Raw genomic sequence first — 18,671 nt, 5'->3', positions numbered from 1 at the left:
GTACTGCTATCAAATTACAGGGTTTAGAACTCTTTATTGAAACCAATAAAAAAGGCTGCCCTTTCGGGCAACCTAGATCCATTTTAATAATTAGGATTTGGGATAAGGATTTATTATTATTTACTTTCTTTCCTTTGTTTTTAATTCAATTAAGATCCACACTGACCTAAATTGTTCCAACCTCCAGATACTCTTTCATATAAAGATCCCTGATAAGTAACTCTTGAGCCAATACTATAGCTTGTTCCGCTTACATAAGCAGAAACTCCATCACAAATATCTGCACTTTGAGAACCACACTGCCCAAGGTTATTCCACCCTCCAGATACTCTTTCATATAAAGATCCTTGGTAAGTAACTCTTGAACCAATACTGTAACTTCTTCCACTAACATAAGCAGCTACACCTGCACAAATATCTCCACCACTAGTAGAAGGAGGATACATTTTATTGATTCCCTCAATATCACCAGCTGATAATCCATTTCTTTGAATACTATAGCTAGAACCATCTTTCTTTTCAATTGTTGGTTGCCCATTTTTAGAAAAGAATGTTGGCCCATACATCATAATAGAACCAAAGTCTAAAGCAGAAGTAAATTCATCTCCATCGAAACCTTGTTGAACATAAGTTTGGAAATTAAATGCTCGTCCATCTTGAATATTTTCAAAATTTATATTTACATAATTATCTCTATCTTTTCTACTTTGTTCATGCCATAAACCTACTGCATGACCAATTTCGTGTATCGTATTACCTGTAGTACAACCAGTAGCCAAATTAATATCTTGACGACCTCCTCTTCTTCCTACAAAAGAAGAACATCCAGAACCAGTTCTAAAATATATATAATCTGATTGGTTTGTTCTTTGAACAAACCTTAACGAGGTATTTCTTTCCCAATGTGCAATTGCATCTGTAACACGGCTTTTATTAGCTAAAGAAGATTCTACCGAATAATAAACAGTATTATTTGTCCATCTACTTCCTGTTCTACCAACAGATCTTCCTAATACTTCCACAGGGGAAGGTTCACCAACTTCAGCAGGGGTTTCTGTTAATTGGTTTATATCAAAAAGAATATCTCCATCCATTACATACATACCATTTACTTTTTCTACATTCACCTTACTAGAACCATAGTACATAGTTTGTGCTCTGCCACTTAATGCAGGAAACGCTTCTTCTGGATTAATTGTTTTTGCTTCAGGAGGAATAACTTCACTTAAATCGCTCGTATCTTCACTCTGACACGAAAAAATTAACAATGAACTTGCTAAAGCTAAAAATGGGAGTTTTAAGTTTTTCATAAAAAGGGTTTTTATTTGGTTATTAGAAATTTTCAACTAAAAATGTTAAAAAAAAATAATTCACTTACATAATGTGCTAATTTGTTAATTATTCTTTAAAAAATAAAAGAAATTACATGAGTTATATTTTAACAAAAACCATTAAAAAACAAAACAAAAAAAACGCTAAATAACTGATAAACAACACCTTTTCCTTTTTTTTTCTTTAGTTAAATTTTAATTTATAAAGTAAATTTTATATGAAGTGAATAATTAAAATTTAATAAAAAGTAAAGAAATTGTTGCTTATCGTAAATTTTGAAAAACATTGTAAAAACAAAAAAGCTAAAAAAAATTGCCTTTTACAACAATTTTTTTTAGCCTTAATTTATGATAACTTCCTTATTATTTCAAAGAAGCTAAACTTGCTTTTAATGTTTCAATTTTAGCTACAGCATCTGCTTCTTTCTTCTTTTCATTTGCTACAACTTGTTCTGGTGCATTATTCACAAATCTTTCATTAGAAAGCTTCTTTTGCACTGATTTTAGGAAACCTTCAGTATAATTTAACTCTTCAGTTATCTTTTTAATTTCCTCTTCTACATTAATACTATCAGCTGAAATTGGCACGAAATATTCGTTAGACTTTACTCTGAATGAAGCTCCGTCTACTTTTTCTGTTACATAACTTACTTCAGAAGCATTTACAAGCTTTTTAATTACACTATCAAAACGCTTTGTATAGTTTTCATTATTTACTACATAAAGTTCAATAACATCTTTAAAAGCTATATTTTTTTCTTTTCTGATCGTTCTGATTCCTGAAATAATGTTCGTTGCAAAATCAAACTCTTCAATAATTGACGAATCTTTAACTTCATTAATTTTTGGATACTTCGCTATAATTAAAGCTTCCTCTACTGTTCTTTCTGAAATTAACTGCCAAATTTCCTCTGTAATAAATGGCATAAAAGGATGTAATACTTTCAGATTATCTTCAAAAATAGCCATCACCTCATCATAAGTTTTCTTATCAATTGGTTGTTGATATGCTGGTTTTACAGCTTCTAATAACCAACCACAGAAATCGTCATTAATTAATTTGTAAATACTCATGATTACATCACTTAAACGGTATTTACTGTAATGATCTTCAATTTCAGCTAATGTTTTTTGGAGCTTCGTTTTATACCATTCAATAGTTATTTTACTATGTTCTGGTTGCTCAATTTCTTCAGAAACTTCCCATAAAGATGTTAAATAAAACGCACTCCAAACTTTATTCCCTAAACCTTTACCTTGTTGACATAAAGCTTCATCAAATAATAAATCGTTTCCAGCAGCAGAACTCAACAATAAACCAACACGTACTCCATCTGCTCCATATTCTTCAATCAATTTTAATGCATCAGGAGAATTCCCTAATGATTTACTCATTTTACGGCGTTGTTTATCTCTTACTAATCCTGTTAAATATACATTTTCAAACGGACGAGCATCTTTATATTCATATCCAGAAATAATCATACGTGCTACCCAAAAGAATAAAATATCTGGTCCTGTTACTAAATCATTCGTTGGATAATAATAATTGATTTCTTCATTCTCTGGATTTCTAATTCCATCGAAAACAGATATTGGCCATAACCAAGACGAGAACCAAGTATCTAAAACATCTGGATCTTGTCTTAAATCTGAAGCTTGAAGATTTGCGTTAGATGTTTTCTCTTTTGCTAATTCTAATGCTTTCTCTTTAGTTTCTGCTACTACGAAATCTTCTTTCCCATCTCCATAATAGAATGCAGGAATTTGTTGTCCCCACCATAACTGACGAGAAATATTCCAATCACGAATATTTTCCATCCAGTGACGGTATGTGTTTTCGAACTTTCTAGGATATAATTTTACATCTCTATCTTCACCTAAAACACCTTCAATCGCTGGTTTGGCTAAATCTTCCATTTTTAAGAACCATTGATCAGATAATCTAGGTTCGATTACTGCTTTTGTTCTTTCTGAAGTTCCAACTTTATTGGTATGTTGTTCTACTTTTACTAAATATCCTTTTTCTTCAAGTTCTTTAGCTATTTCTTTACGAACTACAAAACGATCTTTGCCTTCATAATGTAAACCGAAAGAATTTAAAGAAGCGTCTTCATTAAAAATATCGATTACTTCTAAATTGTGCTTATCTCCAAGAACCTTATCATTTTCATCGTGCGCAGGAGTTACTTTTAAACATCCTGTTCCGAATTCAACATCTACATAACTATCTTCAATTATTGGAATTTCACGATTACATAATGGTACAATCGCCTTCTTTCCTTTTAAATGCGTGAAACGTTCGTCTTCTGGATTGATACAAATTGCTGAATCTCCTAAAATAGTTTCAGGACGCGTAGTTGCAATGGTTACTTTTTCATCAGAACCTACAATATCGTATTGTAAATAATATAAGTTTCCTTGTCGCTCTTCATAAATTACCTCTTCGTCAGACAATGTAGTTTTAGCCTCAGGATCCCAATTTACCATTCTGAATCCACGGTAAATTAATCCTTTATTATAAAGATCAACAAAAACTTTGATCACAGCTTCACTCATATCATCATCCATGGTGAACTTAGTACGTTCCCAATCACATGAAGCTCCAAGCTTTTTTAACTGCTCTAAAATGATTCCTCCATATTTATCTTTCCACTCAAAAGCATGATTCAAGAACTCTTCTCTAGTTAAATCATTTTTATTAATTCCCTCTTCTTTCAATTTCGCCACAACTTTTGCTTCAGTAGCAATAGAAGCGTGATCTGTACCAGGAACCCAACAAGCATTTTTACCTAATAAACGAGCACGACGAATTAATACATCTTGAATTGTATTATTTAACATATGCCCCATATGTAAGACTCCAGTGACATTTGGTGGTGGTATTACAATTGTGTATGGTTCTCTCTCATCCACTTCAGAATGAAAATAATTGTTTTTCATCCAGTAATCGTACCATTTGCTTTCAATTTCGCTGGCGTTATATTTAGGTGAAATTTTCATATGCTCTCCTGTTAATCAAGTTGTTTATAGATTATAAAAATGATTTTTTTGGCATCATTTTTGAAATATAGTTGACAAAAATACAACTATCTAATCATGTATTGAAAATTTAGATGTTGATTTTTTTATAACTAAAAAATTATATTAAATTTGTAAACATAGGAAAATCCCTAAACAATTATTTTAACATTATGAGAACAATTTTATCAATTATCGCAGTATGTTTCATCACTTTATCTGTAAATGCTCAGGAATTTAAGTTTATTAATGAAGGTGGAGAAACTATTAACTATGGAAAAATAGCATTAGGTTCTGACGGTAAAAGAGTATTTGAATTTACAAACACAGGTGATGCTCCATTAATTATAAAAGATATTAAATCTACTTGTGGTTGTACAGTACCAAGTAAACCAGAAAAGCCAATTATGCCAGGAGAAAATGGAAAAATTGAAGTATCTTATGATACTAAAAGACCAGGAGGTTTCTCTAAAGCAATTACAATTTACTCTAACGCAAAACAAGAGAGAAAAATGTTAAAAATTAAAGGTTACATTGTTAAAGATTCAAAAGTTAAAGTTGAGAAATCTTCTATGTAACATAAAAACATACTACTATATAAAAAAAGAGTTCCAAATTTGGAACTCTTTTTTTATATCCTTCTTTCTAACCTTAGTTTGTATGTATAGTATATCCCATCTCTTTCGATTCCTAAAACTACTTTTCTTCCTGGTTTGTAACTAAATATACCATTTATTTCATCTAATGTAAATTGATAAGCAGGTTTCCCATTTATTTTCTTTATAATATCTCCTTTTTCTAAACCAACATAAAAAGCTGGAGAATCTTTAATTACTTCATAGACTTTGTAAGCTGGTTTAAATTCATATTTATAAGTTGTTATAACAGAAAACACATCTGGTTTGGTTGTTTTACTTTCAACTCCATATGAATTAATATTTGTTTGTTCTACTTCCTCTTTTATTAAATCTTTTCCTGAGTAAACTACTACTAAACCACTCATATTATAATAGAATCCTTTTTTTAAAGATCCATTTTTCTTCAAAACCATTCTTCTGTTAGGATAATCTAACCAAACTTTAAAACGTTTTAAAATATTTCCACCAATACTTCCGTTTCTACTTTTAAATTCTCTAGCATTAACTGTTGATGTTGTATCTAAAAAAGAAACCGTAGGTTCTGGAATTACAAATTTACCCAATCTAAATTCTGCTATCCTACTTCTATTCCCATAAATACTACCTGTTAAGCCTTCTCCTAGAATATCTTTAAAATATTTTTTTGGAGTTTTAATAGCATTATGAGTACCTTCAAACAACCAAATAGCATCACTACCTCCAGAGTCTACTAATAATTTTGTTTTAATTTTTTTATTAGTTATTGTATCTATTTGAGTAACTGTATTTATATAAGGTTTACTTCTATAAAATTCTAAAGGAAATTCTTCACATCTCCTACATTTTTTTAGTTTGTATTTTTTAGGATTATAAAAAGTTAATGTTTCATTACTGTAATCTATCTTTAAAATTACATCTTTTAATAAATCAAAACCTATAATTCCATGAATCGTAACTCCCATTTTAGAAGACATGTTAAAACTATCTCTTAAAATAACATATAAATCTTGACTAGAACTTACAATATTATTAATACGAAAATGATTGCTTTTAGATAATAATGCTTGAACAGCTTCTTGTTTTCCTAACCCTCTTAACTTAATTTTTTCAATATTATTTAACCCTAAACTATCATTCTGATTTAAATTAAACAAAATAGTTTTATTAACACCTGTGTCTAATATAAATGATAATTCTTTACCATTAATTTCTAATGGCATGACAATTAAATTATTAATATTTTTGAATTTAACTTTCTGTTTTACATCATCTTTACCAAAAAACTGAAATTTTCCTTGAGAAAAAATAGTATTAGATATAAAAAAAAGTACAAAAAAGAATAACACCTTCTTCAAGCTAGTAATTTTTATGTTCTATATATTCAATATACAATCAAATTCGTTAATTAGTGATATTTTAAGATACTTTTAACCATTTTCTTTCGGTGAAATGAAGTTTTTTTAAGGTTAAAGATTACACTATTTTAAATATTTTTTTTGCAACTTTGTCTTCAATAAACAACTATAAAATTTCTAATTATGCCATCAATTTCTGACAAAGGAAATTCAATGCCGCAATCTCCAATTCGTAAACTGGTTCCTTTTGCGGAAGATGCTAAAAAAAGAGGTATAAAAGTTTTCCATTTAAATATTGGACAACCTGATATTAAAACGCCTCAAGTAGCATTAGATGCTGTAAAAAACAATAATATAGAGGTATTATCTTACGCTCGATCTGAAGGTTCTGAAACATACAGGACTAAACTTTCTAACTATTATGCTAAAAATGGTATCTCTGTAACTGCAAATGATATTATTGCAACTACGGGCGGATCTGAAGCTTTATTATTTACTATTGGTAGTATTACTGATCCGGGAGATGAAATCATTATTCCTGAACCTTTTTATGCGAACTATAATGGTTTTTCTATTGCATCTGGTGTAAAAGTAGTTCCTGTAATTTCTTCTATCGACGATAATTTTGCTTTACCAAAGATTGAGGATTTTGAAAAATTAATTACTCCAAAAACTAAAGCAATTTTAATCTGTAATCCTGGAAATCCAACTGGATATTTATACAGTAAAGAAGAAATTCAAAAATTAAAAGAAATTGTTCTTAAACACGATTTATTTTTAATTGCTGATGAAGTTTACAGAGAATTTGCTTACGATGGTGCAGAACATCACTCTATTTTAAAAGAAGATGGTTTAGATAAAAATGCTATTGTTATTGATTCTGTTTCTAAACGTTACAGTATGTGTGGTGCAAGAATCGGATGTATTGTTTCTAAAAATCAAGAATTTGTTCAAACTGCAATTAAGTTTGCACAAGCAAGATTAAGTCCGCCTACTTATGCTTTAATCGCTAGTGAAGCAGCTTTAGATACGCCTCAAAGTTATTTTGATGATGTTATTGAAGAATATGTAGAACGTAGAAATACATTAATTTCTGAACTAGAAAAAATCGAAGGTGTAAAAGTTGCCAAACCAAAAGGTGCTTTTTATTGTATTGCTGAATTACCAGTTGAAAATTCAGAAGATTTTGCACAATGGATTTTAGAAAGTTTTAATCACAATAACGAAACTGTAATGGTTGCTCCTGCTGGAGGTTTTTACTCAACTAAAGGAGAAGGAAAAAATCAGGTTCGTATTGCCTATGTTTTAAACAAAGAAGATTTAAAACGTTGTGTTGCTATTTTAAAAGCAGCTTTAGAAGCTTACAATAAATAATTTCATTTGGAAATTCAACAAAATATATCATTAAAAAGTTATAACACGTTTGGCATTGATGTTAATGCCAAACGTTTTATTTCTATTCGTTCTGTTCATGAACTGCAAAAACTTGTAGTAAAAGAAAAATCTATTTTTTTAATTTCTGGAGGTAGTAATATGCTATTAACTAAAGATATTGAAGATTTAGTAGTTCATATTAATACTGAAGGAATTTGTATTGATAGAGAAGATGAAAACTCAGTTTATCTTACAGTAAATGCTGGAGAAAACTGGCACGATTTTGTTTTATGGTGCATTGATCAAAACTATGGTGGAATTGAAAATTTATCTTTAATTCCTGGAAATGTAGGTACATGTCCTATTCAAAATATTGGTGCATATGGTGTTGAAGTAAAAGATGTGATTACAAAAGTGGAAGCAGTTGCCATTGAAACTGGAAAACTGGTTCAGTTTTCAAATGCTGATTGTAAATTTGGTTACCGTAATTCTATTTTCAAGAATGAAGTTAAAGGAAAGTATATTATTACTTCTGTAAGTTTAAAACTTACAAAAAAGAATCACTTACTTAACACTTCTTACGGTGCTATTGAAACTGAACTTGCTTCTAAAAACATTACGAATCCAACGATTAAAAATATTTCTGATGCTGTTATAGCAATTAGACAATCTAAACTACCAGATCCTAAAGAAATTGGAAATAGCGGTAGTTTTTTCAAAAACCCAGTAATTTCTAAAAGTCTTTTTGAAAATTTAAAAGATAAGTTTCCAAATATTCCTAGTTATCCGGTATCTGAAACTGAAATTAAAGTTCCTGCTGGTTGGCTAATCGAACAAAGTGGATTTAAAGGGAAACGTTTTGGTGATTATGGTGTTCATGAAAAGCAAGCCTTAGTTTTAGTAAACTATGGAGATGCTTCTGGAGAAGACATTTACAATCTTGCTCGAAAAATACAAACTACAATTAAAGAAAATTTTAACATTGACCTTGAAATAGAGGTAAATGTGATTTAATTAATTTGTTGTTTAACCATTTTCCCATGAGAATCGATTTCTATTTCAAAGGTTTTTAATGTAGTGTTTTTAAAGTTATCATCATCATTTGAAACCAAAGTCTGACGAATTTCTTGTTGCTTCACTATAATTTTACTCTTTTGAATTGTAACATTAAGTTCACTGACAAAATATTCATTGCTTCCCATATTACTATTCTTACAAAAGCAACCTATTAACTCCTCTCCTATTATTTCTCCTTCATAATTCATAGTTACTACATATATACCTTTATTATCTATTCCAAAAGCTCCAGGTGAATAATAATGTGTGTAAATTAAACTTAAATATTTCTGATCGAAATACGCAAAACCGTAGTAATAACTTTCTGTTCCTACATATCCTATTTCATCAACAACTTCGACATTCAAGAAACGTTGTAATAATTTAGAATCTATTTCTTCTTCAATCCTAGGCTCTGAAAAATTAAATGGAGATTTAACCTTCTTAAAACTTTCAATAAATTTTTTAAGAGAATCATTTTGAATTTGATACAGATCTCTTTGAGATGACAACTCAAAATTAAAAAGTATACATGCTAAACAAATTATAATTCCTTTCATACTTTTCAATAGTTCTTAGTCTTAACAATTTCTCCACAACAATTATATTTCTTCCAAACTCCTATTTTCTTTCCTCTACTTTTTGCTCCTTCCCAAACTAAACAAGGTTGATTATCTTTAGAAACTTCATATTGTTTTTCATAAGTTTCAAAAATTAAATATTTAGATGACCCTAACGCTTTTCGTATATCATCTGATTTTGTGTCAATTTTTGTGGTTGTTAACTCTTTTGAAAGATTTCCATCTAATGTCATAGCACGGTAATACAATGCAGTTCCATAATTATCATATTTTATTTCCCAAAACAAATCGTCGTTTTTAAGCCATGAGGCACTGTAACCTGCATTAAATTTATAAATTTTACTTTTTCCTTTTATTTTATAAGTGTAAAGCGTCTCAATAAATTTACATTTCCCATTTTTATATTTCTTTTCGATCTTAATTGAATCTTGAAATATAAAATTCTCCATTAATTTTAAATACCTCTCGGTATGTTGAGAAAAGCTACTTATCGAAATAAAAAGTAGTATTAGTAAAATCTTTTTCATAAAACACGCATTAAACTCTACAAATTTAACTATTAACTAATAATTTAGAGTTTTTAAATTATGTTTCAGAAATTTATTTTTCTTTTTTCAATAAATTTATATGTCGTATTAGTCGTTGAATTTCTAGTTCGATTGTTCCATTATAAACACCTCGTATTCTTCCTTTTTTATCGACAAGGACAAAATTTTCGGTATGTATAAAAGCATCTTTATCTTGCGTTTTCACAAAGTCTTCATCCGCAAAATAAGATGTTCGTGCTAAATCGTAAATCAGATCTTTATCTCCTGTTACTAAATTCCACTTTTTAGAATTTATCCCATTTTCTAAAGCATATTGTTTTAAGACAGGAACAGAATCTTTAACAGGCATTACTGTGTGTGATAATAATTGGATTTCATCATCTTCTTTATATTCGTCTTGAAGTATACTCATATTCTTCTCTAAAATTGGACAAATACCTGGACAACTTACAAAGAAAAAATCTGCCACATAGATTTTACCTTTATAGTTTTCATTTGTGATCGTTTTTCCTTCTTGATTTATCAAACTAAAGTCAGCAATTTTATGAATACTTTTATACTCTATTGAGCTTTCTGCAATCCATTCAGGAGTAAAAATAGCTGAATTAAAAAAAGGTAAAGTAATAGACCTATCTACTTTAATTTCTTTCTTACAACTCACACAAAGTAGTGTGATACAAACAAATAAAATTATATTATTTATAGCTTTCATTAATCGTGTTTACTGTATAACATTTTTTGAGGCCAATTAAACCGAAACGATCTCCGTTTTTAGTTACAAAATTGGCTCTGATCTTTCCGTCATCTCTCCATAATTGTTGTTTTCCTTCTTCTTTCCCTTCTACAAAATGAAAAGCCTTCATCTGTTGTCCGTTTTTATACCACTCACTCACTTTTCCATCATAAGCTCCTTTAGCATTAAAATGGTATTCAAATCTTTTATTTCCATTACGCCACCAACCTCTATGAACACCACTTTTTTTTCCTTGAGTATAAAATCGTTCTTCAATTCTTAAAGTATCATTTAAATACTTTAATTCTTGTCCTTCTTTCTTACCTTTTAAGTAATTAGAAATCGTTTTTAATCTATTTAAACTATCATATTTAATTAACTCTCCTGAATATAAATTTTGTTTCAAAAAAAGTTCTCCATTTACTAATTTAAAATCAGTTGTATTGAAAATCTTGCTTTGATATTTAATTTCATCTCTTTTACAAGATAAAAACGTGACAAAAATTATTAAGAAAAGTCTCCTCATTTATTGAGATATATTTCCTGGAGTACCGAAATATCCATTTCCGTTAATATAAGGAGCTTCAGTAGTAACATGATAATGATAAATCCCGTTAGGAAAATCAGGTGTTACACCAACATGTCCATGAAATTCATCTAAATCTGAATTTGTAACTGGACTTCCATTTTCTTCTGGTCCGTATACAGGAAATCCATCTGCTAGTAATCCTAAAAATCCTGATTTCCCGAAAGTATCTGTTAAAAATGTTGGCTCTATATGATAATGATAATTTCCTCTAGCATCAGGATGACCTAAATATTGATCAAAAGAGTCTATTTCACTAGTTAAGGGTTGATTATTTGGTCCAGCATATTGATTATAAAAAACAACTCCATTTACACATACACCTATAGGCCCAAGAGGTGTCGCTGTATTACTTGAAGCTTCTTGTGGTTTTAAAGGAATTGTGAAAACTATATTTTGACTCTCAATTAAATTAGGATTTTTTCTCCAATCAGGATTATCTCCATTATAAGCTTCATACATTGGATTTGTTTGTTCCCAATAAGGACTTCCATGATTTGGTAAATCATCGGTAGTAATTTCAACAACATCTCCGTTTATCGCATAAGAAACACCTGGTACGTTATCAAATTTTGACAATACACTTGTTATATCATAAGATTCAGTTGGTGTTGTTGGAGTTTCATTGGTATTTTCATCATTATCAGAAGAACACGCCACAAATAAAATTAGAAGACTACCTATTAAAGTTTTATATATATTTCTCATAATTAACCTTTTATAATATTTATTCTATTTTTTAATTCAGTTAAAACAGTTTGTTCAGTTACACTTAGTGATGGATTATCTAACAGATTATTAGTTTCAAAAAAATCATTAAAAACATTATAAAAAGCTTCTGTTCCATCTGAAAAAAGGATGTATTTGTAATTTTCGTTTCTTACTGTAATATCTTCTGTACCAAAATCTCTACCAATTTCTGTGTAAGCATAATCTCTTAACATGATATTCGAATTATTAGATGCTATACTCCAAAAACTACGGCTATCGTTAATTGTACTTACATTTACCCCAGCTATATTTGCTATCGTTGCAAATAAATCGGTTGTATTTACTAAGGAAGATTCAGCTTCATTAAATCTATTTACATCTTTACCATATATAATCATAGGTACATTTACTCCCCCTTGATAAACTGTTCCTTTAACACGTCTATTTCTATACTCTTGAGCTACTTGATTTGGAGTTCCATTATCTCCAATAAATATGATAACTGTATTATTTCTTTCTTCTTCTGACATGGAATTCAATAAGCGACCTATTTCAGAATCCATAGCTTCTATCATTGCCATGTAATATGGTTGTGGATTAGCATCTATAATCGCTTCATCTGTTGGTAAATTTCCTTGAGAATGTAAATCTATTGGTGGCAAATGAAAAGGTGTATGAGGTGCATTATAAGCTAACCATAAAAACCATGGAGTATCTTGATCTTTAACCCAATCTATAGCTAAATCTGTAAATTTAGTTGTCGTATATTCTGTTGAATTATTTTGAACTCCATTTTCGGTTAAAGTCCAATTCCAATAAGAAGTAACTGCTCCATTCAATAAACCAGCATAATAATCTACACCTAATTCGTTTGGATGATTAGCGTCTCTTGATAAATGCCATTTACCTATAACAGCATTTTGATAACCAGCACCATTATCTTTTAAATATTTTTGAATTGAAGTTTCAGAAGTAGACAATTCATCATCTACTTTCATAACCCCAGTTCTAAAACCATATTTACCAGTTAAAATACTTGATCTAGTTGGTGTGCAAGTTGGATAGGACCATAAATTATCAAACCGAACTCCATTATTGATCATGCTTTGAAGATTTGGCATATTAGGCTTAATACTTCCGACAGAATAACCTGGCGTTGCATCCAATCCCATATCATCGGCTATGATTAATAAAATATTAGGTTTTGTGGCTTCTGAATTAGAATCAATTGGCGATTCTGTATCTACATTATCTTTACTACAAGAAGTAATCAGTAGTAATAGCACTAATAGTATTGGGGATAAAATCAATCTCATATATCGTACTTTTATTTTTAGACCATCAAGAGTTATAAAGGTTTAAAAATTTACTAAACAATACACAAAAAAAATCCAATGTAACTGATTTTAAAAATATTACATTAGATTAAAATTGATTTATATGTTAGTTTTTTTTAGAAAATAGATTAATTTCTAAATCTATTGTTATGGGAATTACTCTTCACTTTAATATAGTTAGGTTTTAAATCTTTATTATATCCTTCTGTTATAAAACCTATCAAACTATTTAAACATTTCACTAAAAATTCTTTCATGACTGAGGGATTTAATTTTTATCTTTCATAAATTAAGACACTTTCTTTTTCAAAAAGTCACTAACTATTTTAAAAATTAGTTTATGTATCTTTGTAGCTTAAAAATATTTTTATGAAATTAATTTTTTTAACAATAGGATTATTAGCTTTAGCTTTCGGTGGAATTGCTATTAAGATTTGGGCAAAAAAAGATGGTGAATTTGCAGGAACATGCGCAAGTCAAAATCCAATGTTGAATAAATCTGGTGAAGCTTGTGGCTTTTGTGGTAAAACACCAGATCAATTTGATACTTGTAATGAACCTCAACATCAATAAAAAAATAATCTCATAAAAAAGGAAATCCTTATACATATAGAACAAGCAAAAAAAGGCAATCAGGTTGCTTTTAATCACCTTTTGGATTTCTATTGGGGTAGTGTTTATGGATATCAGTTAAAAAATACTGGTAATGAAAATGATGCAGAAGATATAACTATTCAAACTTTTGCTAAAGCATTTAACAAAATTCATCTCTACAATGAAGATTATGAGTTTAATACTTGGTTAATTGCTATTTCAAAAAATTTATATCAAGATTTAGTAAGAAAACGAAAATCTTCAATTCATTTTAAAGTTTCTTCTGTAGAAGAAGATAAAATATATGATATTATTGATGATACTCCTTCTCCTGAAGATAAATTTATTAAAGAACAAAATTTAGCTAAACTCCTTAAAGACATTAAAAAACTTAAACCTAAGTATCAAGAAATTATAAACTTACGTTTCTTTCAAGAACTTTCTTATAAAGAAATTTCTATACAAATTAATGAACCTATTAATAATGTTAAAATTAAATTACTTAGAGCCAAAAAGTTATTAGCTGAAATTATTAAAAAAAATAACTCGTGAAAAAATCTATACTAAATGTACTTGGACCAGGTTTACTTTTTGCTGGTGCTGCAATTGGTGTATCACATTTAGTACAAGCTATAAGAGCAGGAGCAGATTATGGATTAGGTTTATTATGGGCTATTATTTTAGTACATATCTTTAAATATCCTTTTTTCAGATTTGGGCCTCAATATGCAGCTGCAACTGGAGAGAGCTTATTAGACGGGTATAAAAAATTAGGAACAATTTATTTGATAATATATGTTGTTGTAAATTTTATAACAATGTTTACAATTCAGGCTGCAGTAACAATTGTTACAGCAGGTCTTGCTAGTCAACTTTTTGGATTTACAAATGACCTTATATATTGGTCATACATACTTTTAATTGTTATTATTATAATTTTATTTTTAGGTAAATATTCATTTTTAGATCGGTTTATAAAATATATTATTTTATTTCTCACCATTAGCACTTTACTAGCTGTAAGCATCGCTTTTTTAAAAAACGAATCTACTTACTCTTTTCAACAAATATTACCTAAAAACGCATTAGAAATAAGTTTTTTAATAGCTTTCTTGGGTTGGATGCCTGCTCCTTTAGATATTTCAATATGGCATTCGCTTTGGTCTGTTGAAAAAAGCAAAACTATTTCAGAAAAAATTACAGTAAAAAAATCAATTTTTGATTTTAACGTTGGGTACTTAGGAACTTTATTTTTAGGAATTTGTTTTATTCTACTTGGAACCTTGGTCATGTTTAACACAGGAGAAACTTTTTCTTCTAGTGGAGGAAAATTTGCTATTCAATTAATAGATTTATATACTAAAAACCTAGGAAGTTATTCTAAAATAATAATTGGTATAGCCGCTTTTACAACCATGCTCAGCACTACAGTAACGACCTTAGATGCCTCTCCTAGAGCTATGAGTAAAAGCACCGAACTACTAGGTTTTAAAAAGTTAAATTATAGATTTTGGATACTTTTTCTTCTAATAGGTACTTGCATTATTTTAACTTTTTTTAAAAGCAACATGCTTACTTTGGTGAAAATAGCAACTATTTTCTCTTTTTTAACAGCTCCAATATTTGCTTTTCTCAATTTCAAGTTAATTACTAGTTCACATACACCAAAAGAATTTCAACCTAATATATTCTTAAAAATTATAAGTTTTTTAGGTTTTATTTTTCTTTTTCTATTCAGTATATGGTATTTAAAAACCTATATTACAACACATTAAATTTAATTCTGTTTATTTTTTTTAAAAAAAATCAAAAAAAAACAGAAAAAAAATTAAATTAGCATGCTTTTTGATTATTTCTATCGGAGCAAATAAAACCCCAATATTAAAAAAAATGAAAAACGTTATTATTAAAGCAGTTATTACAACTGTTCTATTATTTTCAGTTCATAATTCTTTTTCTCAAGGAGAAGATTTTAAAAATGCTTTGAATACTAAAGATTTGCATTTTACGGGTGTGTTACAACAGCAAAATGGAAAATTCCGTTACGATTATCATGACATTTATGAGAAAGATTCTGTAGCTAAAGATCTTCAAGCAAGTGGTTATCATGGAGGAGGACCTTCTTGGTTAGGAATTATTTATGGTGCATTTAAAGTTGGTGGAAGCGATTTAATTGATGGTTTAGAAATGAATGTTGAAGTTAGTGGTATTACATTTTGGAGTGCTAATAGAGATGATTTAGAAAAAATTGGAAGAATTGTATCTCTAGTAAAAACTAATGACAATGCATTACAAATGGCAATTGATAAAGCAACTGAACTAGATATTATGCAATAACAAACATTTCTTCGTAAATTTGTAATTCAAATTTATAATAGAATGTCTGATAATTTAGCTACAACAATTACTAACCCACCTAGTGAGAGAGTAAAAAAACCAAAATGGTTACGTGTTAAATTGCCTGTTGGTAAAAAATACACAGAACTTCGTGGCTTAGTTGATAAATATAAACTTAATACAATATGTACAAGTGGTAGTTGCCCTAACATGGGAGAATGTTGGGGAGAAGGTACTGCTACATTTATGATTTTAGGTAATATCTGTACAAGATCTTGCGGTTTTTGTGGAGTGAAAACAGGAAGACCTGAAACGGTAGAATGGGATGAACCAGAAAAGGTAGCTCGATCTATAAAAATCATGAATATTAAGCATGCTGTAATTACTTCTGTAGATCGTGATGATTTAAAAGATGGAGGCTCTATTATTTGGGCTGAAACTGTACAAGCCATCAGAAGAGCAAATCCAAATACTACTTTAGAAACTTTAATTCCAGATTTTCAAGGGAACGAAAAACTAATTGATCGTATTATAGAAGTCCACCCTGAAGTTGTTTCTCACAACATGGAAACCGTTCGTAGATTAACACGTGAAGTTAGAATCCAAGCAAAATATGATAGAAGCTTAGGTGTTTTAAAATATTTAAAAGAAAATGGAATGAGAACCAAATCAGGTATCATGCTTGGTTTAGGCGAAACTGAAGAGGAAGTAATACAAACTATGACAGATTTAAGAAATGTTGGGCTTGATGTCATAACTATAGGACAGTATTTACAGCCTACTAAAAATCACTTACCTGTTAAAGAATTTATAACACCGGATCAATTCAAGAAATATGAAGAGCTTGGTAAAGAAATGGGGTTTATGTATGTAGAGAGTGGGGCTTTAGTACGTTCATCATACAAAGCACACAAGCATGCTAGCTAAAATTTTCATTGTGAATCCCTTAACAAAACAGCTTCTTAAAGTTAAAAAATTGTAAACTATAAAATAAAACAAAAAACTTACAGTTATAATTCATAATTTTGGCACAGTAATTGAAAACCATTTATTGTATAACACAATAATGTTTTCATTGTGTAAATTATTTGAATTAGTTGATTAACAGAAGCCGTCTCAGTGAGATGGCTTTTGATTTTTATAGAATTGCGCTAAAAACATCAAATTAAAAAACAACATTTTTATTCAATAAAAAAACCACCTTTAAGGTGGTTTTATATTTTTAAACTATTTGTATCAAAAAGGTGATAAACACACACAAAACAAACATTAAGATGGTTAAGCTTGATACAAACAAGGTCTTTTTTAGATTACTATTAATATGATCTCTATAAAAAGTGGTTTTCCTAATTAGTAAATTCGATAAGTACACTAAAACAAATACAGGTAAACCGTAAAATATTACTAATACTAAAAGTAATTGTTGAATATTACTTGGACCTCCACATAAAAAATGAATCATAGAATATTATTCTAAGTATCCCATTTTTTTCATCCACTCGTCGTTGAACATTTTTCCAACATAACGACTTCCATGGTCATGGAATAAAACAACAACTATATCATCTTCATTAAAATGCCCTTTTAACTGCAATAAACCTTTCATTGCTGCTCCAGCAGAGTTCCCTAAGAACATTCCTTCTTTTTTAGCTAATAATTGCGTATAAACAGCAGCATCTTTATCGGTAACCTTTGTAAATCCATCAATAATACTAAAATCAACATTCTTTGGTAAAATATCTTCTCCAATTCCTTCTGTTACGTAAGGATAAATTTCATTTTCATCGAAAATACCAGTTTCATGATACTTTTTAAATACTGATCCGTAAGTATCAATTCCCCAAACTTTAACGTTAGGATTTTGCTCCTTTAAATACTTTCCTACTCCTGAAATAGTTCCTCCTGTTCCAACACCAACTACGAAATGAGTAATTTTTCCTTCAGTTTGCTCCCAAATTTCAGGTCCAGTACTTTCATAATGACCTTTTGCATTACTTGGGTTATCATATTGATTAACATACCAAGCATTCTCTGTTTCTTCCGCTAATCTTCTTGAAACCGAATAGTAACTTCTAGGATCATCTGGCTCAACATTAGTAGGGCAAACAACCACCTCTGCTCCTACTGCTTTTAAAATGTCAATTTTCTCTTTACTTTGTTTATCTGCCATCACAAATATACATTTGTATCCTTTTACAATAGCAGCTAAAGCTAGTCCCATTCCTGTATTACCTGAAGTCCCTTCAATTATAGTTCCTCCTGGCTTTAATCTTCCATCTGCTTCTGCATCTTCAATCATTTTTAAAGCCATTCTATCCTTTACAGAATTACCAGGATTAAACGTTTCGTATTTAGCTAAAACCAAACAAGGTAATTCTTCAGCTAATGTATTTATCTTAACTAAAGGTGTATTTCCTATAGTTTCTAGAATATTCTTTGCGTATTTCATTTCGTTAAGTTTGCTGTGCAAATATAGGTTTATCAAACGAT

Annotated in this window: 18 protein-coding genes; 8 read left to right on the top strand and 10 right to left on the bottom strand. The window is 29.4% G+C overall.

The features are described from left to right. Positions 1–149: 149 nt before the first annotated feature. Positions 150–1,310, bottom strand: coding sequence for a M12 family metallopeptidase (locus AC2TEO_RS17625; RefSeq protein ID WP_442266074.1), 1,161 nt, complete (start codon positions 1,308–1,310; stop codon positions 150–152). Between the two features lie 384 nt (positions 1,311–1,694). Continuing rightward, positions 1,695–4,334, bottom strand: coding sequence for a valine--tRNA ligase (locus AC2TEO_RS17620; RefSeq protein ID WP_442266073.1), 2,640 nt, complete (start codon positions 4,332–4,334; stop codon positions 1,695–1,697). 191 nt (positions 4,335–4,525) lie between these two features. Here AC2TEO_RS17620 and AC2TEO_RS17615 point away from each other — a divergent pair, with 191 nt between their 5' ends. Next, on the top strand, positions 4,526–4,930 hold the full coding sequence (locus AC2TEO_RS17615) for a DUF1573 domain-containing protein (RefSeq protein ID WP_442266072.1): 405 nt from the start codon (positions 4,526–4,528) through the stop codon (positions 4,928–4,930). 53 nt (positions 4,931–4,983) lie between these two features. Here AC2TEO_RS17615 and AC2TEO_RS17610 read toward each other — a convergent pair whose 3' ends face one another. Then, positions 4,984–6,315, bottom strand: coding sequence for a retropepsin-like aspartic protease (locus tag AC2TEO_RS17610; RefSeq protein ID WP_442267776.1), 1,332 nt, complete (start codon positions 6,313–6,315; stop codon positions 4,984–4,986). Positions 6,316–6,507: 192 nt separating this feature from the next. Between AC2TEO_RS17610 and AC2TEO_RS17605 the strand changes: the two genes are divergently transcribed. Then, positions 6,508–7,698: a pyridoxal phosphate-dependent aminotransferase gene (locus AC2TEO_RS17605; RefSeq protein ID WP_442266071.1), complete on the top strand. Its 1,191-nt coding sequence runs from the start codon at positions 6,508–6,510 to the stop codon at positions 7,696–7,698. 6 nt (positions 7,699–7,704) lie between these two features. Next, a complete protein-coding gene (gene murB, locus AC2TEO_RS17600) occupies positions 7,705–8,712 on the top strand; it encodes a UDP-N-acetylmuramate dehydrogenase (protein ID WP_442266070.1) in 1,008 nt (335 codons plus the stop codon). Here murB and AC2TEO_RS17595 read toward each other — a convergent pair. From AC2TEO_RS17595 to AC2TEO_RS17570, 6 genes are all read right to left on the bottom strand, one after another. Continuing rightward, the gene (locus AC2TEO_RS17595) at positions 8,709–9,314 is read right to left on the bottom strand and encodes a hypothetical protein (RefSeq protein ID WP_442266069.1); all 606 of its coding nucleotides are present in this window, start codon (positions 9,312–9,314) and stop codon (positions 8,709–8,711) included. The two genes, murB and AC2TEO_RS17595, sit on opposite strands and share 4 nt — an antisense overlap. 5 nt (positions 9,315–9,319) lie before the next feature. Beyond that, positions 9,320–9,784, bottom strand: coding sequence for a hypothetical protein (locus AC2TEO_RS17590; protein WP_442266068.1), 465 nt, complete (start codon positions 9,782–9,784; stop codon positions 9,320–9,322). A 151-nt stretch (positions 9,785–9,935) separates the two neighbouring features. Beyond that, positions 9,936–10,544 (bottom strand): SCO family protein, encoded by a 609-nt coding sequence (locus AC2TEO_RS17585; RefSeq protein ID WP_484730870.1) that lies wholly within the window; start codon positions 10,542–10,544, stop codon positions 9,936–9,938. 34 nt (positions 10,545–10,578) lie between these two features. After that, positions 10,579–11,142 (bottom strand): toxin-antitoxin system YwqK family antitoxin, encoded by a 564-nt coding sequence (locus AC2TEO_RS17580; RefSeq protein WP_442266066.1) that lies wholly within the window; start codon positions 11,140–11,142, stop codon positions 10,579–10,581. Next, the gene (locus tag AC2TEO_RS17575) at positions 11,143–11,910 is read right to left on the bottom strand and encodes a YHYH protein (protein WP_442266065.1); all 768 of its coding nucleotides are present in this window, start codon (positions 11,908–11,910) and stop codon (positions 11,143–11,145) included. Between the two features lie 2 nt (positions 11,911–11,912). Further along, positions 11,913–13,229: a sulfatase-like hydrolase/transferase gene (locus AC2TEO_RS17570; protein ID WP_442266064.1), complete on the bottom strand. Its 1,317-nt coding sequence runs from the start codon at positions 13,227–13,229 to the stop codon at positions 11,913–11,915. 390 nt (positions 13,230–13,619) lie between these two features. On the opposite strand from AC2TEO_RS17570, the gene AC2TEO_RS17565 reads away from it, so the two are divergent. From AC2TEO_RS17565 to lipA, 5 genes are all read left to right on the top strand, one after another. Further along, positions 13,620–13,823, top strand: a complete 204-nt coding sequence (locus AC2TEO_RS17565) for a membrane or secreted protein (protein ID WP_299682267.1) — start codon at positions 13,620–13,622, stop codon at positions 13,821–13,823. Between the two features lie 12 nt (positions 13,824–13,835). Beyond that, complete coding sequence (locus AC2TEO_RS17560; RefSeq protein ID WP_442267775.1) at positions 13,836–14,396, top strand: RNA polymerase sigma factor; 561 nt, start codon at positions 13,836–13,838, stop codon at positions 14,394–14,396. Beyond that, complete coding sequence (locus tag AC2TEO_RS17555; RefSeq protein WP_442266063.1) at positions 14,393–15,619, top strand: NRAMP family divalent metal transporter; 1,227 nt, start codon at positions 14,393–14,395, stop codon at positions 15,617–15,619. The genes AC2TEO_RS17560 and AC2TEO_RS17555 overlap by 4 nt, the downstream gene beginning before the upstream one ends. 115 nt (positions 15,620–15,734) lie before the next feature. Then, complete coding sequence (locus AC2TEO_RS17550) at positions 15,735–16,181, top strand: hypothetical protein (RefSeq protein ID WP_442266062.1); 447 nt, start codon at positions 15,735–15,737, stop codon at positions 16,179–16,181. 42 nt (positions 16,182–16,223) lie between these two features. After that, a complete protein-coding gene (gene lipA / locus AC2TEO_RS17545) occupies positions 16,224–17,108 on the top strand; it encodes a lipoyl synthase (protein ID WP_442266061.1) in 885 nt (294 codons plus the stop codon). A gap of 541 nt (positions 17,109–17,649) precedes the next feature. On the opposite strand, the gene AC2TEO_RS17540 is transcribed toward lipA, so the two are convergent. Then, on the bottom strand, positions 17,650–18,630 hold the full coding sequence (locus tag AC2TEO_RS17540) for a PLP-dependent cysteine synthase family protein (protein WP_442266060.1): 981 nt from the start codon (positions 18,628–18,630) through the stop codon (positions 17,650–17,652). Positions 18,631–18,671 lie beyond the last annotated feature (41 nt).

This window comes from Tenacibaculum aquaeponti (assembly GCF_057221555.1).
The sequence above is the reverse complement of the archived record's forward strand: the minus strand, read 5'-3'. Positions and strand labels throughout refer to the sequence as shown.